General features: G+C 69.1%; 24 protein-coding genes. 15 read left to right on the top strand and 9 right to left on the bottom strand.

All coding sequences use genetic code 11. The annotated features are described in order from the left end of the window. The first annotated feature begins 406 nt into the window (after positions 1-406). From FPZ47_RS18820 to FPZ47_RS18780, 8 genes are all read left to right on the top strand, one after another. Positions 407-1,387: a DMT family transporter gene (locus FPZ47_RS18820; protein WP_144953741.1), complete on the top strand. Its 981-nt coding sequence runs from the start codon at positions 407-409 to the stop codon at positions 1,385-1,387. A gap of 151 nt (positions 1,388-1,538) precedes the next feature. Next, positions 1,539-2,516, top strand: coding sequence for a DMT family transporter (locus FPZ47_RS18815; protein ID WP_168209496.1), 978 nt, complete (start codon positions 1,539-1,541; stop codon positions 2,514-2,516). A 69-nt stretch (positions 2,517-2,585) separates the two neighbouring features. Beyond that, the gene (locus tag FPZ47_RS18810) at positions 2,586-3,275 is read left to right on the top strand and encodes a class III extradiol ring-cleavage dioxygenase family protein (protein WP_144953684.1); all 690 of its coding nucleotides are present in this window, start codon (positions 2,586-2,588) and stop codon (positions 3,273-3,275) included. A gap of 8 nt (positions 3,276-3,283) precedes the next feature. Beyond that, complete coding sequence (gene miaA / locus FPZ47_RS18805; protein WP_144953687.1) at positions 3,284-4,213, top strand: tRNA (adenosine(37)-N6)-dimethylallyltransferase MiaA; 930 nt, start codon at positions 3,284-3,286, stop codon at positions 4,211-4,213. A gap of 45 nt (positions 4,214-4,258) precedes the next feature. Then, complete coding sequence (gene dapF / locus FPZ47_RS18800) at positions 4,259-5,131, top strand: diaminopimelate epimerase (RefSeq protein WP_144953689.1); 873 nt, start codon at positions 4,259-4,261, stop codon at positions 5,129-5,131. Between the two features lie 46 nt (positions 5,132-5,177). Further along, positions 5,178-6,602, top strand: a complete 1,425-nt coding sequence (hflX, locus tag FPZ47_RS18795; RefSeq protein WP_144953744.1) for a GTPase HflX — start codon at positions 5,178-5,180, stop codon at positions 6,600-6,602. A gap of 98 nt (positions 6,603-6,700) precedes the next feature. Continuing rightward, positions 6,701-7,861 (top strand): acyl-CoA dehydrogenase family protein, encoded by a 1,161-nt coding sequence (locus FPZ47_RS18790; protein ID WP_144953690.1) that lies wholly within the window; start codon positions 6,701-6,703, stop codon positions 7,859-7,861. Between the two features lie 564 nt (positions 7,862-8,425). Then, positions 8,426-10,582: a sunset domain-containing protein gene (locus FPZ47_RS18780; protein ID WP_144953694.1), complete on the top strand. Its 2,157-nt coding sequence runs from the start codon at positions 8,426-8,428 to the stop codon at positions 10,580-10,582. A 29-nt stretch (positions 10,583-10,611) separates the two neighbouring features. Here FPZ47_RS18780 and lexA read toward each other — a convergent pair whose 3' ends face one another. Next, on the bottom strand, positions 10,612-11,286 hold the full coding sequence (gene lexA / locus FPZ47_RS18775; protein WP_144953696.1) for a transcriptional repressor LexA: 675 nt from the start codon (positions 11,284-11,286) through the stop codon (positions 10,612-10,614). Positions 11,287-11,583: 297 nt separating this feature from the next. Here lexA and FPZ47_RS18770 point away from each other — a divergent pair, with 297 nt between their 5' ends. The 3 genes from FPZ47_RS18770 (at position 11,584) to FPZ47_RS18760 (ending at position 13,179) form a co-directional block, all read left to right on the top strand. Next, positions 11,584-12,078, top strand: coding sequence for a LysM peptidoglycan-binding domain-containing protein (locus FPZ47_RS18770; RefSeq protein ID WP_144953699.1), 495 nt, complete (start codon positions 11,584-11,586; stop codon positions 12,076-12,078). Positions 12,079-12,193: 115 nt separating this feature from the next. Next, positions 12,194-12,658 carry a transcriptional regulator NrdR gene (gene nrdR / locus FPZ47_RS18765; RefSeq protein WP_144953701.1) on the top strand — a complete coding sequence of 155 codons (465 nt, stop codon included), beginning with the start codon at positions 12,194-12,196 and terminating at the stop codon, positions 12,656-12,658. A gap of 35 nt (positions 12,659-12,693) precedes the next feature. Beyond that, positions 12,694-13,179, top strand: a complete 486-nt coding sequence (locus FPZ47_RS18760; protein ID WP_144953705.1) for a peroxynitrite isomerase — start codon at positions 12,694-12,696, stop codon at positions 13,177-13,179. Positions 13,180-13,208: 29 nt separating this feature from the next. Here FPZ47_RS18760 and FPZ47_RS18755 read toward each other — a convergent pair whose 3' ends face one another. Both FPZ47_RS18755 and FPZ47_RS18750 read right to left on the bottom strand, forming a co-directional pair. After that, on the bottom strand, positions 13,209-14,240 hold the full coding sequence (locus tag FPZ47_RS18755) for an alpha/beta fold hydrolase (protein WP_144953708.1): 1,032 nt from the start codon (positions 14,238-14,240) through the stop codon (positions 13,209-13,211). 51 nt (positions 14,241-14,291) lie between these two features. After that, positions 14,292-15,266, bottom strand: coding sequence for a proteasome assembly chaperone family protein (locus tag FPZ47_RS18750; protein ID WP_144953711.1), 975 nt, complete (start codon positions 15,264-15,266; stop codon positions 14,292-14,294). Between the two features lie 186 nt (positions 15,267-15,452). On the opposite strand from FPZ47_RS18750, the gene FPZ47_RS18745 reads away from it, so the two are divergent. Further along, complete coding sequence (locus FPZ47_RS18745) at positions 15,453-16,271, top strand: trypsin-like serine peptidase (protein ID WP_144953714.1); 819 nt, start codon at positions 15,453-15,455, stop codon at positions 16,269-16,271. Positions 16,272-16,284: 13 nt separating this feature from the next. Here FPZ47_RS18745 and sthA read toward each other — a convergent pair whose 3' ends face one another. Beyond that, positions 16,285-17,700 (bottom strand): Si-specific NAD(P)(+) transhydrogenase, encoded by a 1,416-nt coding sequence (gene sthA / locus FPZ47_RS18740; RefSeq protein WP_144953717.1) that lies wholly within the window; start codon positions 17,698-17,700, stop codon positions 16,285-16,287. A gap of 113 nt (positions 17,701-17,813) precedes the next feature. Between sthA and FPZ47_RS18735 the strand changes: the two genes are divergently transcribed. Further along, positions 17,814-18,872, top strand: coding sequence for a DUF4192 domain-containing protein (locus FPZ47_RS18735; RefSeq protein WP_144953720.1), 1,059 nt, complete (start codon positions 17,814-17,816; stop codon positions 18,870-18,872). Positions 18,873-18,876: 4 nt separating this feature from the next. On the opposite strand, the gene FPZ47_RS18730 is transcribed toward FPZ47_RS18735, so the two are convergent. The 3 genes from FPZ47_RS18730 to FPZ47_RS18720 all read right to left on the bottom strand — a co-directional run bounded on the left by FPZ47_RS18730 (position 18,877) and on the right by FPZ47_RS18720 (position 21,266). Further along, complete coding sequence (locus FPZ47_RS18730; protein ID WP_144953723.1) at positions 18,877-19,566, bottom strand: iron-dependent transcriptional repressor DtxR; 690 nt, start codon at positions 19,564-19,566, stop codon at positions 18,877-18,879. A gap of 156 nt (positions 19,567-19,722) precedes the next feature. After that, positions 19,723-20,727: a sigma-70 family RNA polymerase sigma factor SigB gene (gene sigB, locus FPZ47_RS18725; RefSeq protein ID WP_281291869.1), complete on the bottom strand. Its 1,005-nt coding sequence runs from the start codon at positions 20,725-20,727 to the stop codon at positions 19,723-19,725. 110 nt (positions 20,728-20,837) lie between these two features. Next, positions 20,838-21,266, bottom strand: a complete 429-nt coding sequence (locus FPZ47_RS18720; protein ID WP_144953729.1) for a DUF3099 domain-containing protein — start codon at positions 21,264-21,266, stop codon at positions 20,838-20,840. A gap of 58 nt (positions 21,267-21,324) precedes the next feature. Here FPZ47_RS18720 and FPZ47_RS18715 point away from each other — a divergent pair, with 58 nt between their 5' ends. Further along, positions 21,325-21,564 (top strand): DUF3039 domain-containing protein, encoded by a 240-nt coding sequence (locus FPZ47_RS18715; protein ID WP_210419938.1) that lies wholly within the window; start codon positions 21,325-21,327, stop codon positions 21,562-21,564. Here FPZ47_RS18715 and FPZ47_RS18710 read toward each other — a convergent pair whose 3' ends face one another. Continuing rightward, the gene (locus FPZ47_RS18710) at positions 21,565-22,554 is read right to left on the bottom strand and encodes a YihY/virulence factor BrkB family protein (protein ID WP_144953736.1); all 990 of its coding nucleotides are present in this window, start codon (positions 22,552-22,554) and stop codon (positions 21,565-21,567) included. Positions 22,555-22,620: 66 nt separating this feature from the next. After that, positions 22,621-22,803 (bottom strand): DUF7455 domain-containing protein, encoded by a 183-nt coding sequence (locus FPZ47_RS18705; protein WP_144953739.1) that lies wholly within the window; start codon positions 22,801-22,803, stop codon positions 22,621-22,623. 134 nt (positions 22,804-22,937) lie between these two features. On the opposite strand from FPZ47_RS18705, the gene FPZ47_RS18700 reads away from it, so the two are divergent. Further along, positions 22,938-23,321 carry a DUF952 domain-containing protein gene (locus FPZ47_RS18700; protein WP_168209494.1) on the top strand — a complete coding sequence of 128 codons (384 nt, stop codon included), beginning with the start codon at positions 22,938-22,940 and terminating at the stop codon, positions 23,319-23,321. Positions 23,322-23,769 lie beyond the last annotated feature (448 nt).

Raw genomic sequence — 23,769 nt, 5'->3', positions numbered from 1 at the left:
GGATAGGGGACCGGCGTGGCGCCCGGCTCGCCAACCGAGCCGGTCACCGGTTCGGCCGAATCGTTGCTGCGGGGCCCGTCAGCCGTCATACGCTCGCCACCACTGTTGTGCAACCCTTCCGCGCGGGATCTGTCCCGCGCATCTGCCGCGCGTAGCGGCGCCCGTTCGGTCGGAGCGCCGGTGCCGCGCCGGGCGGCCCATCCACCAGTTGCTCCCCAACCGGTTCCCACAGTATTCAAACAGCTTGCCGGGCCGCGTGCCGCCACCTTCCCGTCACCGCCCGGACACCGAGCGCCCGGACACCGAGCGCCCGGACACCGAGCGCCCGGACATCGTGATTGTGCAACAGTGGAGAGAGCGAAGGTATCTGTTCATGTCCCCTCACGACACGACGGAGAAACCGTTCATGGCGAAGGTGGATCTCGCCGCCCTGCTCGCGCTGAGTTCGGCGCTGTGCGTGGCGATCGGCGATGTACTGCAACAACGGGCCACACACCGGATCATCGACACATCGGTCGGCCATCTGGGATTGTTCGCGGCGTTGCTGCGCAACCAGCGGTGGCGTTGGGGCGCCCTGCTACTCGGGGTGAGCATCGCCTTCCAGGCCGCGGCGCTGGACGAGGGTTCGGTGCTGCTGGTGCAGGCGCTGCTTGTGCTCTCCCTGTTGTTCGCGCTGCCGGTGAGCGCGCGGTTGGCCGACCGCAGGGTGACCGGACGGGAGTGGCTCTGGGCCGCGTTGCTGACCGCCGCGGTGGTGGTGGTCGTCACCGTCGGCAATCCGCGGGCCGGTCATCCGGACGCGCCGCTGCAGACCTGGGCCGCGGTGGCGGCGGTGGTCGTGCCGCTGCTGGCCGGGTGCGTCGTGGCCGCCCGGATCCGCGGCGGTGCAGTGGCCGCGGTGCTGTTCGCCTTCGTCTCGGGTGCCCTGTGGGGGATTTTCGCGGTGCTCACCAAGGGCGTCGTCCACCGGCTCGGTGAAGACGGGTGGCGGGTGCTCGGCACACCCGAGCTCTACGCCTGGGTGTTGCTCGCACTGGGCGGGTTCGCGTGGGAGCAGTCGGCGTTCCGGGCCGGCGCCCTGACCGCGTCGATGCCCACCCTCGAGGTCTCGCAGCCGGTGGTGGCGGCTTTGCTGGGTGTCGTCGTCCTGGGCGAGACCCTGAACACCGGCCCCGCCGGGATGATCGCCCTCGCCGTGGCCGCGCTGGTGATGGCGGCCGCCACCTTCGAGCTGGCACGGATCGACGCGGTCGCCACGCGCCGCAAGGTCGAGCGGATGCTGCGCGGCCGCGTCGGTCGGGATACAGCTGCGGCACAGCTTGGTGCTGTAAGTGTGGAGCGTTACCCGGCCGGGCGGACACCTCCGCGCAACGTCACACAGTGGTAGTAACACAGTGCCAGTCACACAGTGCCAGTCACACAGTGCCAGTCACACAGTGGTAGTAACACAGTCGTAGGTGAACCGATGCCGAACAGTTGGTATGTCGGCCGTCGCCGGGGGAACACTGGTGGGAACCGTTTGAGGTGAGGGGTCATCCATGTCCAAAGTCGATGTCGCGGCGTTGCTGGCGTTATGCGCGGCGATGGCCTCCGCCGTGGGCGACGTGATCCGGCAGCGCTCGGCTCAGGAGATCACCGACAAACAGGTCGGTCACCTGCAGCTGTTCCGCATGTCGTTGCGCGACGGCCGGTGGTGGCTGGGCGGGCTGGCGGCGATCGTCAACTACAGCCTGCAGGCCGGGGCCCTGGCGTGGGGATCTGTGGTGTTGGTCACGGCGCTGCAGGTGACGGCGCTGCTGTTCGCGCTGCCGATCTACGCACGACTGACCAACCGCCGGGTGACCCGCTGGGAGTGGATGTGGGCGGTGATCCTGGCCGGCGCCCTGGCCGTGGTCATCATCGTCGGCGACCCGGCGGCGGGCCGGCAGCGCGGCGCCCTCGAGACATGGATGATCGTCGCTGTTGTGATGCTTCCCCTGCTGGTGGGGTGCGTGCTGGCGGCGCGGGCCTGGTCCGGTGGCCCGTTCGCGGCGGTGTTGCTCGCTCTGGTGGCCGGTTCGTCCCTGGCGCTGTTCGCGGTGCTGACCAAGGGGGTCGTGGAGATCAGCGAGCACAGCCTGCTCGGCGTGCTGACGGCACCCGAGTTCGTGCCGTGGATTCTGGCCGCCCTGACCGGGATGATCTTCCAGCAGTCGGCGTTCCGGGCCGGGGCGCTGACCGCGTCGATGCCGACAATGACGGTGGCGAAGCCCGTGGTGGCCGGTCTGCTCGGGGTCTTCGTGCTGGGCGAGACGCTGAGCTCGGACGGCCCGAAGGCGTTGGTGCTGATCGCGGCGGTGTCGGTGGTGATCATCGCGACGGTGGCGCTGGCCCGGGGCGAGGCCGCCACCATGGTCGCCCAGACCGGGCGGGACGGGGTCGGTGCGGCTCGGCGTGGGCGGTTGGGTCGGCTCCTGGCCCGCGGTGATCGCGGCGCGGCGGAAGGGGTCGTCACGGCCGACACCCCGGCCGCCTAACCGGAGACGCTGCGGGCCGGTGCGGCCCGCAGGCCGGCGAGGGGCCGCCGGGACGTTAGTTTTGGTGGCGTGTTGAGCGCTATCGCGATCGTTCCCTCCGCACCGGTGCTTGTTCCCGAGCTGGCCGGCGCGGCCGCCGCCGAGGTGTCCGAGCTGGCCGCGGCGGTGCTGGCGGCGGCCGTGTCGCTGCCGTCCCGGTGGGTCGTCATCGGCACGGGTGACGGCGACGACGTGCTGGGGCCCGACGGTGTCGGCACGTTCGCGGGGTTTGGCGCGGACGTGCGGGTCCGGCTGAGCCCCGGCGACGACGGCGCGGTGCCGGCCGCCTTCCCCCTGTGCGCGCTGCTGGCCGGCTGGGTGCGGGGTCGGGCCCGGCCCGACGCCCGCGCGCAGGTTCGCGTCTACCGCGGCGACAAGGAGGCGGACACCGCGCTGGCCCAGGGCCGGCAGCTGCGCGCCGAGATCGACGAGACACCCGATCCGGTCGGGGTGCTGGTCGTGGCCGACGGCGCGAACACCCTGACGCCGGCGGCCCCCGGCGGCTACCACCCGGGCGACGCCGAGGCGCAACTGGCCCTCGACGACGCGCTGGCCAACGGGGACGTCGCCGCCCTGACGCGGTTGCCGCCGCCGATCCTGGGGCGGGTCGCGTTCGGGGTGCTGGCCGGTCTGGCCGGGCCCGGGCCGCGTTCGGCCAAGGAGCTCTACCGGGGCGCGCCTTTCGGGGTGGGTTACTTCGTCGGCGCCTGGCAGCCGTGAACCCGGCGATGCGACCGCTCGCGATCCTCGGACCCACCGGCACCGGAAAGTCGCAGCTGGCGCTCGAGGTCGCCGAGCGGCTCGGCGCCACGGTTGGCGCCGAAGTCGTCAACGCCGATGCGATGCAGCTCTACCGCGGCATGGACATCGGCACCGCCAAGGTGCCCGTCGAACAGCGTCGCGGCATTCCCCATCATCAACTCGACGTCCTCGACGTCACGCAGACCGCCACCGTCGCCCGCTATCAGGCCGCCGCCGCCGCCGACGTCGACGCGATCGCGGCCCGCGGTGCGGTGCCGCTCATCGTGGGCGGTTCGATGCTCTACGTCCAGTCGCTGCTCGACGACTGGACGTTTCCCGCGACCGATCCGCAGGTGCGGGCGCGCTGGGAACGACGCCTCGCCGAGGTCGGGGCGGGCGGGCTGCACGCGGAGCTGGCCCGCCGGGACCCGGCCGCGGCCGCGGCCATCCTGCCCACCGACGGCCGGCGCACCGTGCGGGCGCTGGAAGTGGTCGAACTCACCGGGAAGCCGTTCGCCGCCTCGGCGCCGCGCATCGGCGCAGCGCGCTGGGACGCCGTTATCATCGGCTTGGATTGCGACACAACGCTTTTGGATGAGCGATTGGCGCGGCGCACCGACGCGATGTTCGACCAGGGCCTGGTCGAGGAGGTACGCAGCCTGGTGCGCGCCGGCCTGCGCGACGGGGTGACCGCCTCGCGCGCCCTGGGCTACGCCCAGGTCCTCGCGGCGCTCGATGCCGGTGGGGGCGCCGCCGGGCTACGGGACGCACGAGAGCAGACGTTCATCGGGACCCGGCGTTACGTGCGACGGCAGCGCGCCTGGTTCCGCCGGGACCACCGGGTGCGTTGGCTCGATGCCGCCGGGGGTGCCGGCCTGGCCGACGCCGCGCTGCGGGCGTGGCGGCAAGTACCCTGAACGGGTGATCCGCGCCGACGACGAAGACGCCGAGGAATGGCGCGCATGATCTTCGCCAAGGGCCACGGCACCGAGAACGACTTCGTGCTGCTGCCCGACGTGGACGCCGCGCTCACGCTCACCGCGGCCGGGGTGGCCGCGCTGTGCGACCGGCGCCGCGGCGTGGGCGCCGACGGGGTGTTGCGGGTCACCATCGCCGGCGCCGCCGTGAGCGCCGGTGTGCTCGAACGCCTGCCCGACGGTGTCGGTGCGGCCGACTGGTACATGGACTACCGCAACGCCGACGGATCGGTCGCGGCGATGTGCGGCAACGGCGTGCGGGTTTTCGCGCACTACCTGCGGGCCAGCGGCCTGGAAGCCCGCGGGGAGTTCGTCGTCGGCTCGCTGGCCGGCGCCCGGCCGGTCACGCTGCACCACGCCGACGCGGCGCACGCCGATGTCACCGTCGACATGGGCAAGGCCAACCGGCTCGGTGGCGGGGAAGCCGTCGTGGGCGGCCGGCGGTTCACCGGGCTGGCGGTCGACGTCGGCAACCCTCATCTGGCCTGTCTGGACCCGCGGCTGAGCGCCGCCGAACTGGACGCGCTCGACGTCGCCGGGCCGGTCAGCTACGACCTCGCCCAGTTCCCCGAGGGCGTCAACGTCGAGGTGCTCACCGCCCCGGCGGACGGGTTGGTGCGGATGCGGGTCCACGAGCGCGGGGTCGGCGAAACCCGGTCCTGCGGTACCGGAACGGTCGCGGCCGCGGTCGCCGCGCTGAGCGAAATCGGGGCCGGGACCGGAACTCTGACCGTGCGGGTGCCGGGCGGTGATGTCACCGTCACCATCACCGACGCCACCAGTTACCTGCGCGGGCCCTCGGTTCTGGTCGCTCACGGCGAAATCGGTGGGGAATGGTGGAGCGCCCAGCAGCGTTAAAACGGATGTACGACGCAGCTGCGGCGTGCACTATTTCTCATTGACTATGACACACTCCCAATCTCCCAACCGGGACCCCAGCGTCGGCGAACTCGCCCTCGACGACCGGTCGGCGCTGCGCCGGGTCGCCGGGCTGTCGACCGAGCTGGCCGACGTCTCCGAGGTCGAATATCGCCGGCTGCGGCTGGAACGCGTGGTGCTGGTCGGCGTGTGGACCGAAGGCAGCGCCGCCGACAACCAGGCGAGCATGGCCGAGCTGGCGGCGCTGGCCGAAACCGCGGGCTCCCAGGTGCTCGAAGGGCTCATCCAGCGCCGCGACCGCCCCGACCCGTCGACCTATATCGGGTCCGGCAAGGCGGCCGAGCTGCGCGCGGTGGTGATGGCTACCGGCGCCGACACCGTCATCTGTGACGGCGAACTGTCCCCGGCGCAGCTGACCGCGCTGGAAAGGGCCGTGAAGGTCAAGGTCATCGACCGCACCGCGCTGATCCTGGACATCTTCGCCCAGCACGCCACCAGCCGGGAGGGCAAGGCTCAGGTGTCGCTGGCCCAGATGGAGTACATGCTGCCCAGGCTGCGCGGCTGGGGTGAGTCGATGTCGCGGCAGGCCGGCGGCCGCGCCGGCGGCAGTGGCGGTGGGGTGGGCCTGCGCGGTCCCGGTGAGACCAAGATCGAGACCGACCGGCGGCGCATCCGCGAACGCATGACCAGGCTGCGCCGCGAGATCAGGGACATGAAGCAGGTCCGGGACACCCAGCGCAGCCGGCGCCTGCAGACCGACATGCCCTCGATCGCCATCGTCGGATACACCAACGCCGGCAAGTCCAGCCTGCTCAACGCCTTGACCGGGGCGGGGGTCCTGGTACAGGACGCCCTGTTCGCCACCCTGGAACCCACCACCCGGCGCGCCGAACTGCCCGACGGGCGGCCGTTCGTGCTCACCGACACCGTGGGATTCGTCCGGCACCTGCCCACCCAGCTGGTCGAGGCGTTCCGCTCCACACTCGAGGAGGTCGTCGACGCCGACCTGTTGGTGCACGTCGTCGACGGCTCCGACGCCACCCCGCTGGCCCAGATCGACGCGGTCCGCCAGGTCGTCTCCGACGTCGTCACCGACCACCGGGGCGACCATGATGCCGCACCGCCGCCGGAGTTGCTGGTGGTCAACAAGATCGACGCGGCCAGCGACCTGACCCTGGCCAAACTCCGGCACGCCCTGCCCGGCGCGGTGTTCGTCTCCGCGCGCACCGGCGACGGCATCGAGATGTTGCGGCGGCGGATGGCCGAACTCGCCGCTCCCACCGACACCGCCGTGGACGTGGTGATCCCGTACCACCGGGGTGACCTGGTGTCGCGCCTGCATTCCGACGGGCGGGTCCAGCACGAGGAGCACAACGACGACGGCACCCGGATCAAAGCCCGGGTTCCGGCGGCGCTGGCCGCCAGCCTGCGGGAATTCGGCGCCCGGTAAGCAACCACCGCCCGCCGACCAACCGGCTGGTTGGTATATGTTGAGCTGCAGAGTTCTCGTACGCCGCGCAGGTCGCCGGAGGTCTTCGGAGGTTGTCCATGAGTAGCGCCATCAAATACGAACGCACGCTGTTCGAACCCGAGCACGAATTGTTCCGCGAGTCCTACCGGGCGTTTCTGGACCGCCATGTCGCGCCCCACCACGACGAGTGGGAGAAGGCCAAGATCGTCGACCGCGGCGTCTGGCTCGAGGCGGGCAAGCAGGGCTTCCTGGGCATGGCGGTGCCCGAGGAGTACGGCGGCGGGGGCAACCCCGACTTCCGCTACAACACGATCGTCACCGAGGAGACCGCCGCCGGGCGCTACAATGGGATCGGTTTCGGCCTGCACAACGACATCATCGCGCCCTACCTGCTGGCCCTGGCCGACGAAGAGCAGAAGCAGCGCTGGCTGCCCAAGTTCTGCAGCGGGGAATTGATCACCGCCATCGCGATGACCGAGCCGGGCACCGGCAGCGACCTGCAGGGCATCAAGACCCGCGCGGTCAAGCAGGGCGACCACTATGTGCTCAACGGGTCAAAAACCTTCATTACCAACGGAATCAACTCCGACCTGGTGATCGTGGTGGCGCAGACCGATCCAGGCAAAGGGGCGCAAGGCTTTTCGCTGCTCGTGGTGGAACGCGGCATGGAGGGCTTCGAACGCGGCCGCCATCTGGACAAGATCGGGCTGGACGCGCAGGACACGGCCGAGTTGTCGTTCACCGACGTCAAGGTGCCGGCCGAGAACCTGCTCGGCGAAGAGGGCATGGGCTTCATCTACCTCATGCAGAATCTGCCGCAGGAACGCATCTCGATCGCCGTCATGGCGGCCGCGGCGATGGAGCAGGTGCTCGAACAGACACTGCAGTACACCAAGGAGCGGAAGGCATTCGGCAAACCGATCGGCAGTTTCCAGAACAGCCGATTCGTGTTGGCGGAGCTCGCCACCGAGGCGACCGTGGTGCGCATGATGGTCGACGAGTTCCTGCGGCTGCACCTGGAGAAGAAGTTGACGGCCGAACAGGCCGCTATGGCCAAGTGGTATTCCACCGAGAAGCAGGTGCACCTGATCGACCGTTGTCTGCAGCTGCACGGCGGCTACGGCTACATGCGCGAATATCCGGTTGCGCGTTCCTATCTCGATGCCCGGGTCCAGACCATCTACGGCGGCACCACCGAGATCATGAAGGAGATCATCGGCCGGGGGCTCGGGGTCTAGCCCGGATCTGGATCCCGTACAACGGGACTCGTCGTCGGCGGCGAAGTTACTGACGCGTAGCCGTTTTGGGTCGCTCATTCGCCGGCGCGGAGACCAAGCTGCGGCGAATTCGCGAAATTCGGCAATCGTCGGTCAGATGTCGACCGGCTCATGGTCTGACGTACCGTCGACGCATGCGTCTTGCAGATGCCGGTGAGGGCTCGGACGGGTGCGCGAACGTCGACGTCACCGGGACGGGCCGGGGGCCGGCGACGGCCCCGGCGTACGACAGGGTGAACCGTACGCCGCGCGTGCGGCGGGACGGTTCGTTGCGATGCGCATGTCGTTCGGCATCATTTCCACATCGATGCGGTATCCATTTTTGTAATATCCGTAAATTGAGTTCGCATTTCTCGTCGATTGGAGCAATGTTGTGCGAGCCCGGCGAAAATGCGGACCGTTACGGGGGTACGGGCCCGTCGGTGGCATGAAGCTCCGTTCGCGGGGCCGCGGGATATGGGCATGGCCCACAGGTGGGCGCATACCCGTGGACTGGAGGGCTTGGTGAACGGGCAGAGAGGTCACATGCACAAGCTGGTCGGGCGTGCGCTGGTCGGCTTGGCGACCACAGCGCTGGCCGCCGTGTTGCTGGCTCCCGCGGGGGCCGCGAGCCCGATCGGCGACGCCGAGGCGGCCATGATGGGCGCGTGGGAGAAGGCCGGCGGCGATACGTCGCCGCTGGGTGCCCGCAAGGGGGATGTCTACCCCGTCGGGGACGGTTTCGCCCTGGAGTTCGACGGCGGCACGATGTTCTACACCCCGGCCACCGGGGCGAAGTACGCCTACGGGCCGGTACTGGACAAATACGAGTCGCTGGGCGGTCCGGCCGGTAGCGACCTGGGCTTTCCGACGATCAACGAAGTGCCCGGGCTCTCCGGACCGGACAGCCGCGTGAGCACCTTCTCGGCCAGCGACAAGCCGGTGATCTTCTGGACGCCCGAGCACGGCGCGTTCGTCGTGCGCGGCGCGATGAACGCGGCCTGGGACAAGCTCGGCAGCTCGGGCGGCGTCCTCGGGGTGCCGGTCACCGACGAGACCTACGACGGCGAGCTCGCCTCGCAGAAGTTCAGCGGCGGCCAGGTCTCCTGGAACCGGGACACCAAGGAGTTCACGACGGAGCCGACGGCGCTGGCCGACCAGCTGAAGGGCCTGCAGGTGCCGATAGACCCGACGGCGGCCATCAACATGGCCTGGCGCGCGGCCGGGGGAGTCAACGGCCAGCTGGGTGCCAAGCAAGGCGGGCAGTATCCCATCGGCGGTGACGGGATCGGCCAGAACTTCGCCGGCGGGAAGGTGTATTTCAGCCCGGCGACCGGTGCGAACGCCGTCGACAGCGACATCCTGGCCAAGTACGAGTCCCTGGGCGGCCCCATGGGCAGCGACCTGGGATTCCCCGTCGCCAACGAGTCCGACGGCGGCATACCTTCGAGCCGGATCTGCACCTTCTCCGCGGCCGACAAGCCGGTGATCTTCTGGACCGCCGAGCACGGCGCGTTCGTGGTGCGCGGAGCCATGAAGGCCGCCTGGGACAAGCTGCGCGGTGCCGGCGGAAAGCTGGGCGCGCCGGTCGGGGACCAGGCCGTGGACGGCGACGTGGTCTCGCAGAAGTTTGCCGGCGGCACGATCTCGTGGAACCGCACGAAGAACACGTTCACCACCGACCCCGCTAACCTGGCGCCCCTGCTGGGCGGGCTGCAGATATCGGGCCAGAACCAGCCGAGTGCCGTGGCGATGCCACCCCACACCACGAAGCCGGTCTGGCAGCAATGGTGGTGGCTGCTGGGTGGCGCCGCGGCGCTGGTGCTTGTCGCGTTGCTGGTGCTGGTGGCCGTCCGCATGCGCCGGGCCCCTGCCGGCAGCGACACCGCCGCCGGCGGGACCGAACGGGATGCCGGCGCCGGATACGATGCCGAGGCCGACGGGCTCTGGGGCCACGACGGCGAGGCCGCCACCGATCACTTCGGCCGCGGTGACCTGTACGACTCCACGGAACGTCCCGAGGGGGGACATCCCGAGGGCGCCGAGTCCGCTCGCCGGGTCGGCTGGGGGCGCGGGACCGGGGCCGCGCTCTTGGCCGAGGACGTCGAGCACGCGTTCGGCGTCGGGGACGAAAATCCCGACGCGGTGGACACCGACTCGATCCCCGTCGTCACCGACGCCGACTTCTCGGCCGCCGGTTACCCCGAGCTCGAGGAGGACCACGGCGATCTCGACGAGCCGGAGGCCGGCTACGCCGAGTTCGCGCCGGAGGAACTCCCGCAGGACGACGTCGCCGGGCACGCGAAGTATCCGGAGCCGGCGCCCGGGGACGAAAACTCCGATGCCGTGGGTGCCGCCGCTGCCGGCCATGCAGTCGCCGCGTCCGGCGCGGCGGCCGCCGACCTCTCCGGGGCTGCCGCCGGGGAGGCGCGCAGCGGGCGGCACGCGGCCGTCGACACCGCCGAGACCTCGCCGTTGGCCGCGCACGCCGCCGGCGCGGGCCCGCGCGGGACGGGGCGTCCGACGATTCACCTGCCGCTGGATGACCCCTACCAGATGCCCGACGGGTATCCGATCAAGGCGAGCGCAAGTTTCGGCCTCTACTACACGCCGGACAGCGCCCTCTATCAGGACACACTCGCCGAAATCTGGCTGTCCAGCGAACAGGTCGCGCAGGCCAACGGGTTCATCAAGGCCGACTAGGAGGCCGGTCGTCCCGGCTCCGCCGGGGGCTAGATCTTGCGGATCACGGTGACGACCTTGCCCAGCACGGTCGCGTCGTTGCCGGGAATGGGGTCGAACGCCGGATTGTGCGGCATCAGCCATATCTGACCGCCCGCGCGCTTGAACGTCTTCACCGTGGCCTCGCCGTCGAGCATCGCGGCGACGATGTCGCCGTTCTCGGCGACATGCTGCTGCCGCACGACCACCCAGTCGCCGTCGCAGATCGCCGCCTCGACCATGGAGTCGCCGACGACCCTGAGCAAAAACAGCGTGCCCTCGCCGACCAGCTCGCGGGGCAGCGGGAAGACGTCTTCGACGGCCTGCTCGGCGAGAATCGGCCCGCCCGCCGCGATGCGTCCGAGGACGGGGACGAAGGCGGGTTCCGGCAGGGCGTCCGAGCCGGCCACCTCGGTGGCGGGCGCCGCGGCGGTGGCGTCGTCGGCACCGCGCACGTCGACGGCGCGCGGGCGGTTGGGGTCGCGGCGCAGGTATCCCTTGCGCTCCAGGGTGCGCAGCTGGTGGGCGACCGAGGAGGTCGACGTCAGACCGACGGCGTCGCCGATCTCCCTGATGCTCGGGGGATAGCCGCGGCTGGTGACCGACTCGCGGATGACGTTGAGGATGGTGCGCTGCCGCTCGGTCAGCGATGAATCACCGGCGGAGGCGCCGTTGCTGTCGCTCATGGCAATGAATGTAGCCGGACGCAGGCCGAGAATCAAACATGTGTTCGACTGGCGTGTCGGCGACCGCGACGAAGCCCGTTCGGCCGTCAGGGCCGGCCGAATGACAAAGGTGTAACTCTGCGGGCGATCGGGTATTTCTGCGGCATGTGCCGGTTGACCGATGGCGGCGGTCGCTTGTCGGTGGGGCGGTCTAGCGTTTGGCTCGTGCGACACGCTTCGCTCAAATGTTCGGATATCGAACACACGAGCGATACTGTCGAACACACGAGCGAGGATTAGTTGACCGGAGGAACGCAGATGACAATCATTCACACAGTCTCGCCGCGTACCAGCAGCGTTCGGCGCCCGATCAACGGGCCGGTCCAGGAACCTCGCCACGGGCGGGTCCGGACGCAAGGGCCGCGCCGGCCAGGCCCGTGCGGGCCGGCGGGGACCCCGCCGCGGTACCGCGGCACCGGCGTCGCGATGTCCGTCGCGCCCCACCGCAGGCGCTCCGTCACGTGGGCGAAGACGGCGGGCCTGGCCGTGGCCGCCGGGCTGATCACCTTGTGGCTCGGGTTCATCGCCAACGTCGGGCAGGCGGTCAACGGGCAGTCCTCGGCTTCGGCGGCCCCGGTGCCCGACAGGCTGGCCGTCGTGCGGGTCGAGCCGGGTGAGTCGCTGCGAGACTTCGCACACCGGGTCGCGCCCGACGCGCCGGTTCGCCAGGTGGCCGAACGCATCCGCACACTCAACGACCTGAACTCGCCGGCGCTGGTCGCGGGTCAGCCACTGATCGCGCCGGTGGGCTGACCGCGTCGTTGCGCAGCGCGGAGGCCGTTGCACGGCTGCGCTCGCCCCGCGGGCGGTGCGCACAGGTACGCTCGCAGTGTCCTGCGATGTCCGTGAGCGCGGCGAAGGAGCGGTCATGCACTGTCCGTTCTGTCGTCACCCCGATTCCCGGGTGATCGATTCGCGGGAAACCGACGAGGGACAGGCCATCCGCCGCCGCCGGTCGTGCCCGGAGTGCGGGCGGCGTTTCACCACGGTGGAGACGGCGGTGCTGGCCGTGGTCAAGCGCAGTGGCGTCACCGAGCCGTTCAGCAGGGAGAAATTGATCAGCGGGGTCCGCCGGGCGTGCCAGGGCCGCCAGGTCGACGACGACGCGCTTAACCTCCTGGCCCAGCAGGTGGAAGACACCGTACGCGCGGCGGGATCCCCGGAGGTCCCCAGTCACGAGGTCGGCCTGGCCATCCTGGGACCGCTGCGCGACCTCGATGAGGTTGCGTACCTGCGGTTCGCGTCGGTCTACCGGTCGTTCGAGTCTGCGGACGATTTCGAGCGGGAGATCGAGCTGCTGCGCGCGCACCGCAACGTGCCGACGTCGAACTGACGGGCCGCCCCGGGGACCCGCACTAGGGTGGTGCCATGGTCCCTGACTTGCATCCCGATCTGGTGGCGCTCGCGCCACTGCTTGGTACCTGGGCGGGACGTGGCGCCGGTGAGTACCCGACGATCGAGCCTTTCGAGTACTTCGAGGAGGTCGTCTTCGGCCATGTCGGGAAGCCGTTCCTGGCCTACGCCCAGAAGACCAGGGCGGTGACGGACGGCCGGCCCTTGCACGCCGAAACGGGCTATGTCCGGGTGCCGCAGCCGGGCAGGGTCGAGCTGGTGCTGGCCCATCCGACCGGCGTCACGGAAATCGAGGTGGGCACCCTTTCGGCCGGCGGCGGCGTCGTCGAGGTCGAGTTGTCCACCCTCTCGATCGGGCTGACGCCGACCGCGAAAGAGGTTTCCGCGCTTGGGCGCTCGTTGCGCGTCGAGGGCGACGAGCTGTCGTACTCGCTGCGCATGGGCGCCGTCGGCCAGCCGCTGCAGCATCATCTCGCCGCGGTGTTACACCGGAAACACTGAACGTTCGCGCAAGCCGGCGCGGCCCGGTTTCAGGTCGCGCTGCGCTCGTCGTTGCCCATGGCGTTCAGCACCGCGACGCGGGTGCCGGCCGGGCCGGTGACCGCCTTCTCCCCGCCGCCGGAGCGGAGCAACCGGCGAAGGGCGGCCTGGTCGTATTCGCCGGGTTCGGTGGTGTCGATGAAGCGCTGCACGACGTCGATGAAGCGGGCCGGGTCGTCGTGAAACGGGAAGTGCCCGGAACCCTCGAAGATCTCCAGCCGCGAGCCCGGCATCGCCGCGTGCGCCATCCGCGCATGGCGGACGGGGACGACCACATCTTTGGTGCCCCAGATGATCTGGACCGGGATCGCCTCGGTCAGATAGCACCGGTCCAGCATGGTGACGATCTGGCCGCGCCAGTCGACCACCGCGCGCAGGGTCCGGCTGAACGCGGCCGAGGCCGTCGGCTCCGGGAGGTCGTCGAGGATGCGCAGCACGTTGGGCAGGTCGCGGCCCAGGCCGGTGCTCCCGAAGGCGGCGCCCAGCACGCGGCCGACGACCTGGACCGCCGGCAACACCAGGGGCAGCCGCAGCAGCGCGAGGGCTTCGCCGCCCATCGGCAGCGACGCCCACCGCAACACGAGATTGACGTCCTTGGTGACGCCGCCGGCGGCCACCAGGATGAGGCGCTCCACCAAATGCGGGAACTGGTAAGCGAATTGCATCGCCACCCCGCCACCGAGGGAATGACCGACGATGGTCACCCGCTCGATGTCGAGCACACTGAGCAGGTCGCGCATCCCGTTGGCGTACGCGGCGATGGAGTAGTCGGCGCGCGGTTTGTCGGACTGCCCGTGCCCCAGTAGGTCGGGGGCGATGACGGTGAACCGCTGAGCGAGCTTGGCCTGCACGGCATTCCAGGTCGTGGAGTTGTCGCCGATGCCGTGGACCAGCAGCATCGCCGGCCCCGAGCCCGCGATGCGGTAGGCCCTGCGGTATCCGTGGATCGTACGGAACTCCAGCCTGGGTGCCGTCACTTCGCGCACCGGGCGGAGAGTGCTCTTGCGCTGCCGCTCGGTCATCTCCACCCTTGTTGTCGGGCCGCGAAGGCATTACGCGGCACTCGGAGGCGCTCAGGCCGAGTCGTCGTCGTCGTACTTCTTCTCGGCCTGCTGGGCCAGGAACCGCTCGAACTCCGCGCCGATCTCCTCACCGCTGGGCAGTTCTTCGTCGCGAGCCAGTAACGACCTGTTCTCCTGTGCGTCGATGAAGGCATCGTACTGGCGCTCGAGTGCGGCCACCACTTGAGCCACTTCCGCGCTGGCCTCGACCTGCTCGTCGATCTTGGCCCGGATTTCTCCGGCCGCCTCCGACAGCGCCGCCAGCGGCAGTTCCAGCGACCCGCTCTTGGCCACCTGCTCGAGCAGCGCCTGCGCCGCAGCGGGGTAGTCCGTCTGCGTCAGGTAGTGCGGGACGTGCACCGTGAAGCCGACCACTTCGTGACCGTGCTGGGCCATCCGGTACTCGAGCAGGTTGGAGGCGCTGCCCGGGACCTGGATCTCGGCGATCCACGGCTGGAAATCGGCGATCAGCTCTCCGTTGTTGGAATGCGCGGTCAGCGTGATCGGGCGGGTGTGCGGAACCGCCATCGGGACGGTGCCCAGGCCGATGGTCCGCCGCACGCCCAGCCGTTCGGCGAGCATGCGCACCGCGGTGATGAAACGCTCCCATTTCAGGTCCGGCTCCATGCCGGCCAGCAACAGGAACGGCGTGCCGACGCTGTCGCGCAGCGCGTACAGGCTCAACTCCGGGTCGTCATAGTTGGTGAAGTGATCGGTCTTGAAGGTCATCATCGGGCGCCGCGAGCGGTAGTCCAGCAGTTCGTCGATTGCGAAGGACGCGACCAGCTCGGTGTCCAGGGCCGCCCTGAGGTGGCTGGACGCCAGCCGTATCGCATGACCGGCGTCGGAGAAACCCTCCAAAGCGTGCACCAGCACCGGTCCCTGGCCGTCGGACGTCAGCAACTGCGGCGCCGGGAACTCGAGTTCGTACATTCCCGCCTGTTCGGGCTGGTAGTACTCGTCGTCCGGGTCGTGGCGGTGGGCCATCCGGGTCGCCTCCTTCCGGGAGCTGCTCGAGGGGTGCCCCCTGTAGTGTCCCCCAAATCGCGGGGCCCCCACTATTGAACAGGGAACTGCTGTGCGTCCGTATGTTCGAACGCGAAAACGCCCCGGTGTAATCCCTCGCCCGGTGAGATCTGCCCGCCGGCCGCCGGTCGGGCATGATGGGAGCCGATGCGAATCGCGCTGAGAGTGCTCTGTTCGGTGGTCGGCCTGGCCATGCTGTCGACGTCCTGCGGCCGGCCCGCCGAGCATGCCTCGGCCTTGAGGGTGCCGTCGCAGCGGGCCAGCAAACCCGTGGAACGGCTCAGCAGGCCCAAAAGGGCGGCGCTCGCCGGGCCGGTGGACCCGGACATGCGCGTCGGACCGATCTTCCTCGACGGCGGCACCCTGCATGTGTGTACGGGGTCGGTGGTGCACTCGGCGGGCGGCGACCTGGTGATGACCGCGGCGCACTGCCTGGGCGGCGGTTCGCAGATCACCTTCGCGCCCGGTTTCGCCGGCGACACCGCGCCCACCGACCTGTGGACGGCCGATGCCGTCTACCTCGACCCGCGCTGGACCGCCGCCAAAGACCCGCACGCCGACTACGCGGTCATACGGGTCAGCAACAAGGGCGGGGGGTCGGTCGAGTCGCACGTCGGCTTGGCGCTGAACCTGGGCCAGGCGCCCGCTCCCGGCAGCCACGTCACGGTGCTGGGGTACCCGTCGGGGATCGGCGGATCGCCGGTGGGCTGCCAGGCCAGCACCGAGGTCAGCGAGACCGGTTACCCGTCGGTGGTGTGCGAGGGTCTGGTCGCGGGCACCAGCGGCGGACCATGGGTCAGCGGCACGACGATCACCGGGCTCACCGGCGGCTTCGAAGGCGGTGGGTGCGCCGAGAACGTGTCGTATTCGGCGCCGTTCGACCAGCACGTCGCGCAACTGCTGGCCCGCGCCGAAGCCGGCGGTACCGGCGATACCGTCCCGAACGGCCTGGACGACGCCTGCTAGCGCAACGGGCGGGTCAGCGGCGGAACTGGTTGAGTGCCCGCACCTTGTTCATCACGTCGAGCGCGGCGACCTTGTAGGCCTCGGAGAACGTGGGGTAGTTGAACACCGCGTCCACCAGGTACTCCACGGTGCCGCCGCAGCCCATCACGGCCTGCCCGATGTGCACCATCTCGGTGGCACTGGTGCCGAAGATGTGCACCCCGAGCAGCTTGAGGTCCTCGGTGGACACCAGCAGTTTGAGCATGCCGTAGGAATCCCCGGCGATCTGCCCGCGCGCCAGCTCCCGGTAGCGGGCCACCCCCACCTCGTAGGGGACCGCGTCCTTGGTGAGCTCCACCTCGGTGGCGCCGACGTAGGAGATCTCGGGGATCGAATAAATGCCGATCGGCTGCAGTTCGGTGATGCCTAACGCCGGCTCCCCGAACGCGTGGTAGGCGGCCAGCCGCCCCTGTTCCATCGACGTTGACGCCAGCGCGGGGAAGCCGATGACGTCGCCGACGGCGTAGATGTGGGACACCTTGGTCTGGAACCTGTCGTCGACGAAGATCCGGCCGCGACTGTCGGCCTCCAGCCCGGCCTTCTCCAGGTCGAGGTGGTCGGTCTGGCCCTGGCGTCCCGCGGAGTACATGACGGTCTCGGCGGGGATCTGCTTGCCGCTGGCCAGTGTGGTGACGGTGCCCGCCGAGCCGACGTCGACCGCGGTCACCTCCTCCCCGAACCGGAAGGTCACCGCCAGGTCGCGCAGGTGGAACTTCAGCGCCTCGACGACTTCGGGGTCGCAGAAGTCCAGCAGGTCGTTGCGTTTTTCCACCACGGTGACCTTGGTGCCCAGCGCGGCGAACATCGAGGCGTACTCGATGCCGATCACCCCGGCGCCGACCACCACCATCGAGGCGGGGAGCGACTTGAGGTCGAGGATCCCGTCGGAGTCGAGCACCCGGTCCTCGTCGAACTCGATTCCGGACGGCCGCGCCGGCCTGGTGCCCGTGGCGATGACGATGTGATCGCCTTGGACGACCGTCCTTTCGTGGTGGGCAGTGTCTTCGACGAGGATGGTGTGCGGGTCGACGAACCGCCCGTGACCGACCATCAGATCGACCCGGTTCCGCATGAGCTGGTCGCGCACCACATCGGTTTCCTTACCGATCACGTGCTGGGTCCGGGCCAGCAGGTCGGCTGGTGTAATGCGGTCTTTCACCCGGTAGCTCGCCCCGTAAAGCTCGCGCTGATTCATCCCGGTGAGGTAAAGCACCGCTTCCCGCAACGTCTTTGACGGGATCGTGCCCGTGTTCACGCACACGCCCCCGAGCATGCGGCCGCGTTCGATGATCGCGACCGACTTGCCCAGCTTGGCCGAGGCGATGGCGGCCTTCTGCCCGCCCGGCCCGGAACCGATGACCACCATGTCGTACTCGCGCGTCGACGCCATGAGCTAGACAGTAGAACAGCGCCACCCACAGTGCTGACTTCATGCACAGGAGGAACGCTGCGCCGGTTGGGGTGCGCACCGGCTGACGGTGGGTGCCGTCAGCGTTGAGACTCATGACGACGAATCACGCGGATTTCGAACTGAATCGCCCCGGGGCGCTGATTGCGGCCCTACCGGCCGTTCTCGGGTTCGTCCCGGAGAATTCACTGGTACTGGTGTCGCTCGACGGCGGCGAACTGGGGTCGGTGCTGCGGGTCGACCTCTCCGATAAGCTCGCCGACCGGATCGCGCACCTGGCCGAGGTCGCGGCCACGGCCGAACCCGAGGCCGCGATCGCGGTCGTCGTCGCCGAGGCCGGCGCCCGCTGCCCCGGATGCAACGAGGAATACCGGCACCTGTGCGCGGCACTGACAGAAGCGTTGTCGCAACACAACATTGAGCTGTGGGCCGCGCACGTCGTGGATCGGGTGGCCGCCGGCGGGCGCTGGCATTGCGTCGACGGCTGCGGCGCCGCGGGCGCCGTCGACGACCCGTCGGCTTCCCCGCTGGCCGCGGCGGCCGTGCTCGACGGGCGGCGGCTCTATCCGCGGCGCGCCGACCTGCAGGCCGTCATCGCGATCGAGGACCCACAGCACACCGGCGAGTTGACCGACCTGGTCGGGCGGGAGGCGGCCGCCCGGGAAGTGGCGCATCGCGGCGATCCGACCGGCTGCAGCCGCCGGGACGTCGAACGCGCGTTGGCGGCCGCCGCCCGGGTCGCCGACGGCCGGCCGCTGCCCGAGGCCGAGTTGGCGCGGCTGGGCTGCGCGTTGACCGACGTACAGGTGCGCGACTCGCTGTACGCGCTGGCGGTCGGCGAGCGCGCCGGGGAGGCGGAGTCGTTGTGGGCGCTGCTGGCCCGCACGCTGCCGCCCCCGTGGCGCGTCGAAGCGCTGGTGTTGCTGGCATTCAGCGCCTACGCCCGCGGTGACGGGCCGCTTGCGGGCGTGTCGCTGGAGGCGGCGCTGCGATGCGATCCCGAGCACCGCATGGCGGGGATGCTGGACACGGCGTTGCAGTCCGGGATGCGGCCCGAGCACATTCGGGAACTCGCGCTCACGGGCTACCGCCTGGCCCGGCGCCTCGGTGTGCGGCTGCCGCCGCGCCGGTCGTTCGGCCGGCGTGCAGGGTAGCGGCTCAGACTTTCTCGACCTTGACCGCGTGCGCCATCTCGTGCGGCAGGGTGACGTTCTCGTGACCGGGTATCACGATGGTCACCCCGGCCGGTCCGGTCTCGACGGTCACCCTGGCGTTGGGCACGACGCCGGCGTCCTTCAGCCGGCTGATCAGGTCGATGTCGCCTTGCACGTGCTCGGTGAGCTGGCGCACGACCACCGCCACCGGCGACCCGCCGGGCAGTTCCGTCAGGCGGACCAGGTTGGCTTCCGCGGCGCCGAAGTCCGGGCCGACGCCCAGGTCCAGAAGACCCGGAATGGGGTTGCCGAACGGGGAGGTGGTCGGGTGGTTGAGCACCTTCACCAGCCGCCGCTCAACGTCCTCGCTCATCACATGCTCCCATCGGCATGCCTCGGCGTGCACTTCTTCCCACGGCAACCCGATGACGTCGACCAGCAGCCGTTCGGCCAGGCGGTGCTTGCGCATCACCGAAACGGCCAGGGCACGGCCCTTGTCGGTGAGCTCGAGGTGGCGATCGCCGGCGACGTGGAGTAGGCCGTCGCGCTCCATGCGCGATACGGTCTGGCTGACGGTCGGCCCGCTCTGCTCGAGGCGTTCGGCGATCCTGGCGCGAAGCGGCGTTACGCCCTCTTCTTCGAGGTCATAGATGGTCCGCAGATACATCTCGGTGGTATCAACCAGGTCGTTCATTCAGCACCCTCCAATGACGCCGAGTCTACTGGGCCAGCTGCGCGAATGGGTGCAACGCTGCGCAGGCAAGCGGTATGCCCGCCGCATATGCGGCGGGCATACCGCTGTGCTACCTGGCTCTGGTGGTGGCGTCGACCGGCAACCCTGCCGGCGACGTCAGCTCGCGTACGACCGGAGGCGGTCGGCGCGTTCGCCGTTGCGCAGCTTGCCCATCACGTCCCGCTCGATCTGGCGAACCCGCTCGCGGGAGAGACCGAACAGTTTGCCGATCTGGTCCAGGGTGCGTGGCTGCCCGTCATCGAGACCGAACCGCAGCCGGATGACCTGATGCTCACGCTCATCGAGGGTGGCCAAGACACTGCGGATGTCGGTGTGCAGCAGCTCGGCGATCACCGCGTTCTCCGCGGACATCGCTTCGGCGTCCTCGATGAAGTCGCCCAGCGGCGCCTCCTCCTCGGAGCCGACCGGCATGTCCAGGCTCACCGGGTCCCGGCTGTGCTCGAGCAGGTCGTTGATCTTCTCGATCGGGATGCCCGATTCGGCGGCGAGTTCCTCGTCGCTGGCCTCGCGTCCCAGGTTCTGGTGCATCTCCCGCTTGATCCGCGCCAGCTTGTTGACCTGCTCGACCAGGTGAACCGGCAGCCGGATCGTGCGGCTCTGGTCGGCCATGCCGCGGGTGATGGCCTGACGGATCCACCAGGTGGCATACGTGGAGAACTTGAATCCCTTTGTGTAATCGAACTTCTCCATCGCACGGATCAGGCCCAGGTTGCCTTCCTGGATGAGGTCGAGCAACGGCATGCCCCGGCCCGTGTAGCGCTTGGCCAACGACACCACCAGCCGCAGGTTCGCTTCCAGCAGGTGACGACGCGCCGCCTGACCATCGCGCACGACGGCCGCCAGGTCGCGTTTGCGGCTCTCGCCCAGGCGCTTACGGGTTCCCAGCAGATGCTCGGCATAAAGGCCGGCTTCGATGCGCTTCGCCAGTTCAACCTCGTCCGCTGCGTTCAGCAACGCGGTCTTGCCGATGCCGTTCAGATATACGCGCACCAAGTCCGCTGCGGGGCTTTGAGCATCCAGATCGCCTTCGATCCTGCTGGGGGTGGCGTTCGCCATAGCGACCTCCTGATCGGCTTGAGCTGTCGTATGGGTTAACGACACACACGGCCTGAGAGTTCCCGGCGACCTGTGATCTCACACGCCATGACGTGCAGAAATGTCCCGACGACCTGAGAAAGTCCTGAGAAGTGCGGCGCGGGGCGACGCGTCCGCTAGCCGTGCCTCTGCGCGCTGGGCGGATCGGGTTGCGCCTGTGGGTCGCGCAGCGGCTCGAGAGCGGGACGCTCCGCCGTCGGGAAAAGCGGAGTGCGCGACGGGGCGGCGTCGAACCGCCGGGGCTCGTCGCGGCGCCGCGGCGGGCGGTCGTTGGCGATCAGCACGGCCATCCACGGCAACGGCAGCGACACCGCCACGATTGCCAGCGAGATCAGGCCGTTGTGCCAGGCGCCGTACGCGACGGCGGCCAGGATCAGCGCCGGTATCCGAAAAGCCATCAGCGCCAGGTACTTACGCACCCGCGCGCGATGCTGTTCGTCGTAGGAGGGTGCGGCGGCGGTGATGAGTACGGGCCGGCCCTCGTCATCAAACCTGTCTCCGGACCCCGGATCGGAGCCCCGCTTCATTCCTCCACTGTCCCACATATCGCCGATTCCGGCTCGGCCGGTTTCGCCACACCAACGGGCGTGCACAATGTCAGGTATGGAGACGCAGACGATCGAACGCACCGAGACCGACGAACGCGTCGACGACGGGACCGGCAGCGACACCCCTCGGTACTTCCACTACGTCAAGAAGGACAAGATCGCCGAGAGCGCCGTGATGGGCAGCCACGTGGTCGCCTTGTGCGGCGAGGTTTTTCCGGTCACGCGGGCGGCCAAGCCGGGGTCCCCGGTCTGCCCGGACTGCAAGAAGATCTACGAGACGCTCAAGAAAAGCTGATCACGCCGGCGGTTCGACCGTCGCGACGTCGCGCTTCGGCGCCGTCGGGGGTGCCGGCGAATCCCCTGTCGCCGTAAGCGCGCGCAGGTGTGACATCAGCCAGTTGCGCAGCCGGTGGGCATGCGTCTTGGGTGCCGGGAACTCCTCTTGGACGGCGGCATTGAGTTCGGCGCCCAGCATGATCGCGAAGCCGGCGAAGAAGGCGAACAGCAGAAACGCGATGGGTGTGGACAGCGCGCCGTAGGTGTAGCCGGTGCGGGTGATCCAGCTCAGGTAGATTCGCAGGCCGAGGGTCGCGATCACGAACACCGCCGTGGCCAGCACCGCCCCGAGGATCAGCCGGTGCGACGGCAGCGGCACCGGCAGCGCCACCCGGTACAAGATCATGATCCCGACCATCAGCGCGAGAAACAGCGCCGGGTAATAGCCGTAACGCAGCACGTTGGCCAGCGCGACCGGGATGTGCTCGCCGATCTTGCGCGGGCCCACCACCAGCAGCGGCGCCGTCGACACGACGACCACGAGCATCACCACGTAGAGGAACAGCGCGAAGAAGCGCTGGCGCACGGGATGGCGCAACGGCGTCTGGCCATGGGCTTCGACCACGGAATCGACGAACGCCGAGATCGCCGACGAGCCCGCCCACAGGGAGATCACGAACCCCAGGGACACCACCTCGCCCCGCGCGCCGTTGGTGATGTCGCGCATGGTGGGTTCGATGATCTCGTTGACCACGCTGCGGGAGAACACCGTGTGGGCCGTCGTGATCACCTGGCGCTCGATGCTGGGCAGCATGTCCGGGCCGAACAGCGGCGCGACGTAGGCCAGGCTGCCCAGCATTCCCAGCAGCAGCGGCGGGAGGGACAGCGCCGACCAGAAACCGGCCTGCGCGGACTCGGCAAAGATGGAATCGTCCCAACTCTTCGCGAGAGTTCTGAGACAGATTCGCCAGACGTGGTGGCGGGACGGTTTCGCGACCTGATCGCTCATACGGGTCCAGCATTACCGAAAACTGCGCCCGCGGCCCACATTGGCCGCGGGCGAGTTGGTGTCGGGCTAGCTTTGGCTGAACTCCAGCACGGCGGCCAGCTCGACCAGTTTCGACTCGTGCTCGTTGGCGTGGTGCTGGCAGAAGAGAAGTTCGGCTCCGGAGGGCAGCTTGGCACGGACGCGGGCCGCGGCGCCACAGCGGTCGCAGCGGTCAGCTCTGGTCAAGGGACTGGTCAGAGTTGCGTTCATGCCCTCTCCGTTCTCGCGTTTATTCACTGTCTCAGACGTATGGGGTTTTTGCTTTGTTCCCCGATCGTTATCGGGTGTGTCGTTTCTCACGCGTTCCTCACGCCTTCCGGGAAGGCTCTTTAAGCTGTTCTTTCGTGGCATTGGCTTCTGACGTGCTGCTGCACCTGTGCGGCGCCGACGAGTGGTCGCGCGCCCGCGAAGAGGGCGCGATCAGGCCGGAAAGCTCCGGCTCTGACGTCGGGGCCGGGTTCATCCACCTTTCGACGCCGCAGCAGGTGCACCTGCCGGCAAACCGGCTCTACCGCGGCCGTGCGGACCTGGTGGTGTTGCACATCAACCCTGGGCTGCTGGATTCGCCTGTTCGTTGGGAGCCCGGTGTGGCAACGGATCCGACCTGCATGGTGTTCCCGCATTTGTACGGCCCGCTGCCGGTGCGCGCTGTGATCCGGGTCATGGATTACCGGCCGGAGCCCGATGGCACCTTCCCGCCGATCGCGGACCTGTCGGGGCCCGGCTAGTTCGCGCGGGCCACGACGTGGCATGCGCAGCAACGGCGCTGCGCCGAAGCTCAGTCCAGGTAGTCGCGCACTAGGGGCCAGTTAGCGCTGTGCATTGACCTGCAAAAACGCGGTCGTTGGTGTTGCGGTGTAGTGCCGGATATGTTGGATTGAGCTGCTTTCCCGTGAACGCCACGAAAGAAGGCAGCTAGCCATGGCCACCACACCGCATCCCGTTGATTCGACAACGCGTCCTTTGCTGCCAAGGGCATCGGTAACCATGCCCAAGGCTGCATAGCATCCGACCACGGGCAGTTGACCGACCTTGGGCCCGCGCCAGCGCCGCCGGCATGGTGCGCGCCGGGCGCCACGCCGCACTGCTCTGAGCAGACGGGTGTGCGACACGAATGTAGGTGACGGGGGTTGAGGCTGGTCACGCGATAGTCTGGTTGTGGTATAAACAACCAGA

Source organism: Mycobacterium helveticum, from assembly GCF_007714205.1.
GTDB classification, from domain to species: domain Bacteria; phylum Actinomycetota; class Actinomycetes; order Mycobacteriales; family Mycobacteriaceae; genus Mycobacterium; species Mycobacterium helveticum.
Note: the sequence above shows the minus strand (reverse complement) of the source record. Positions and strands in the feature narration are given on the sequence as shown.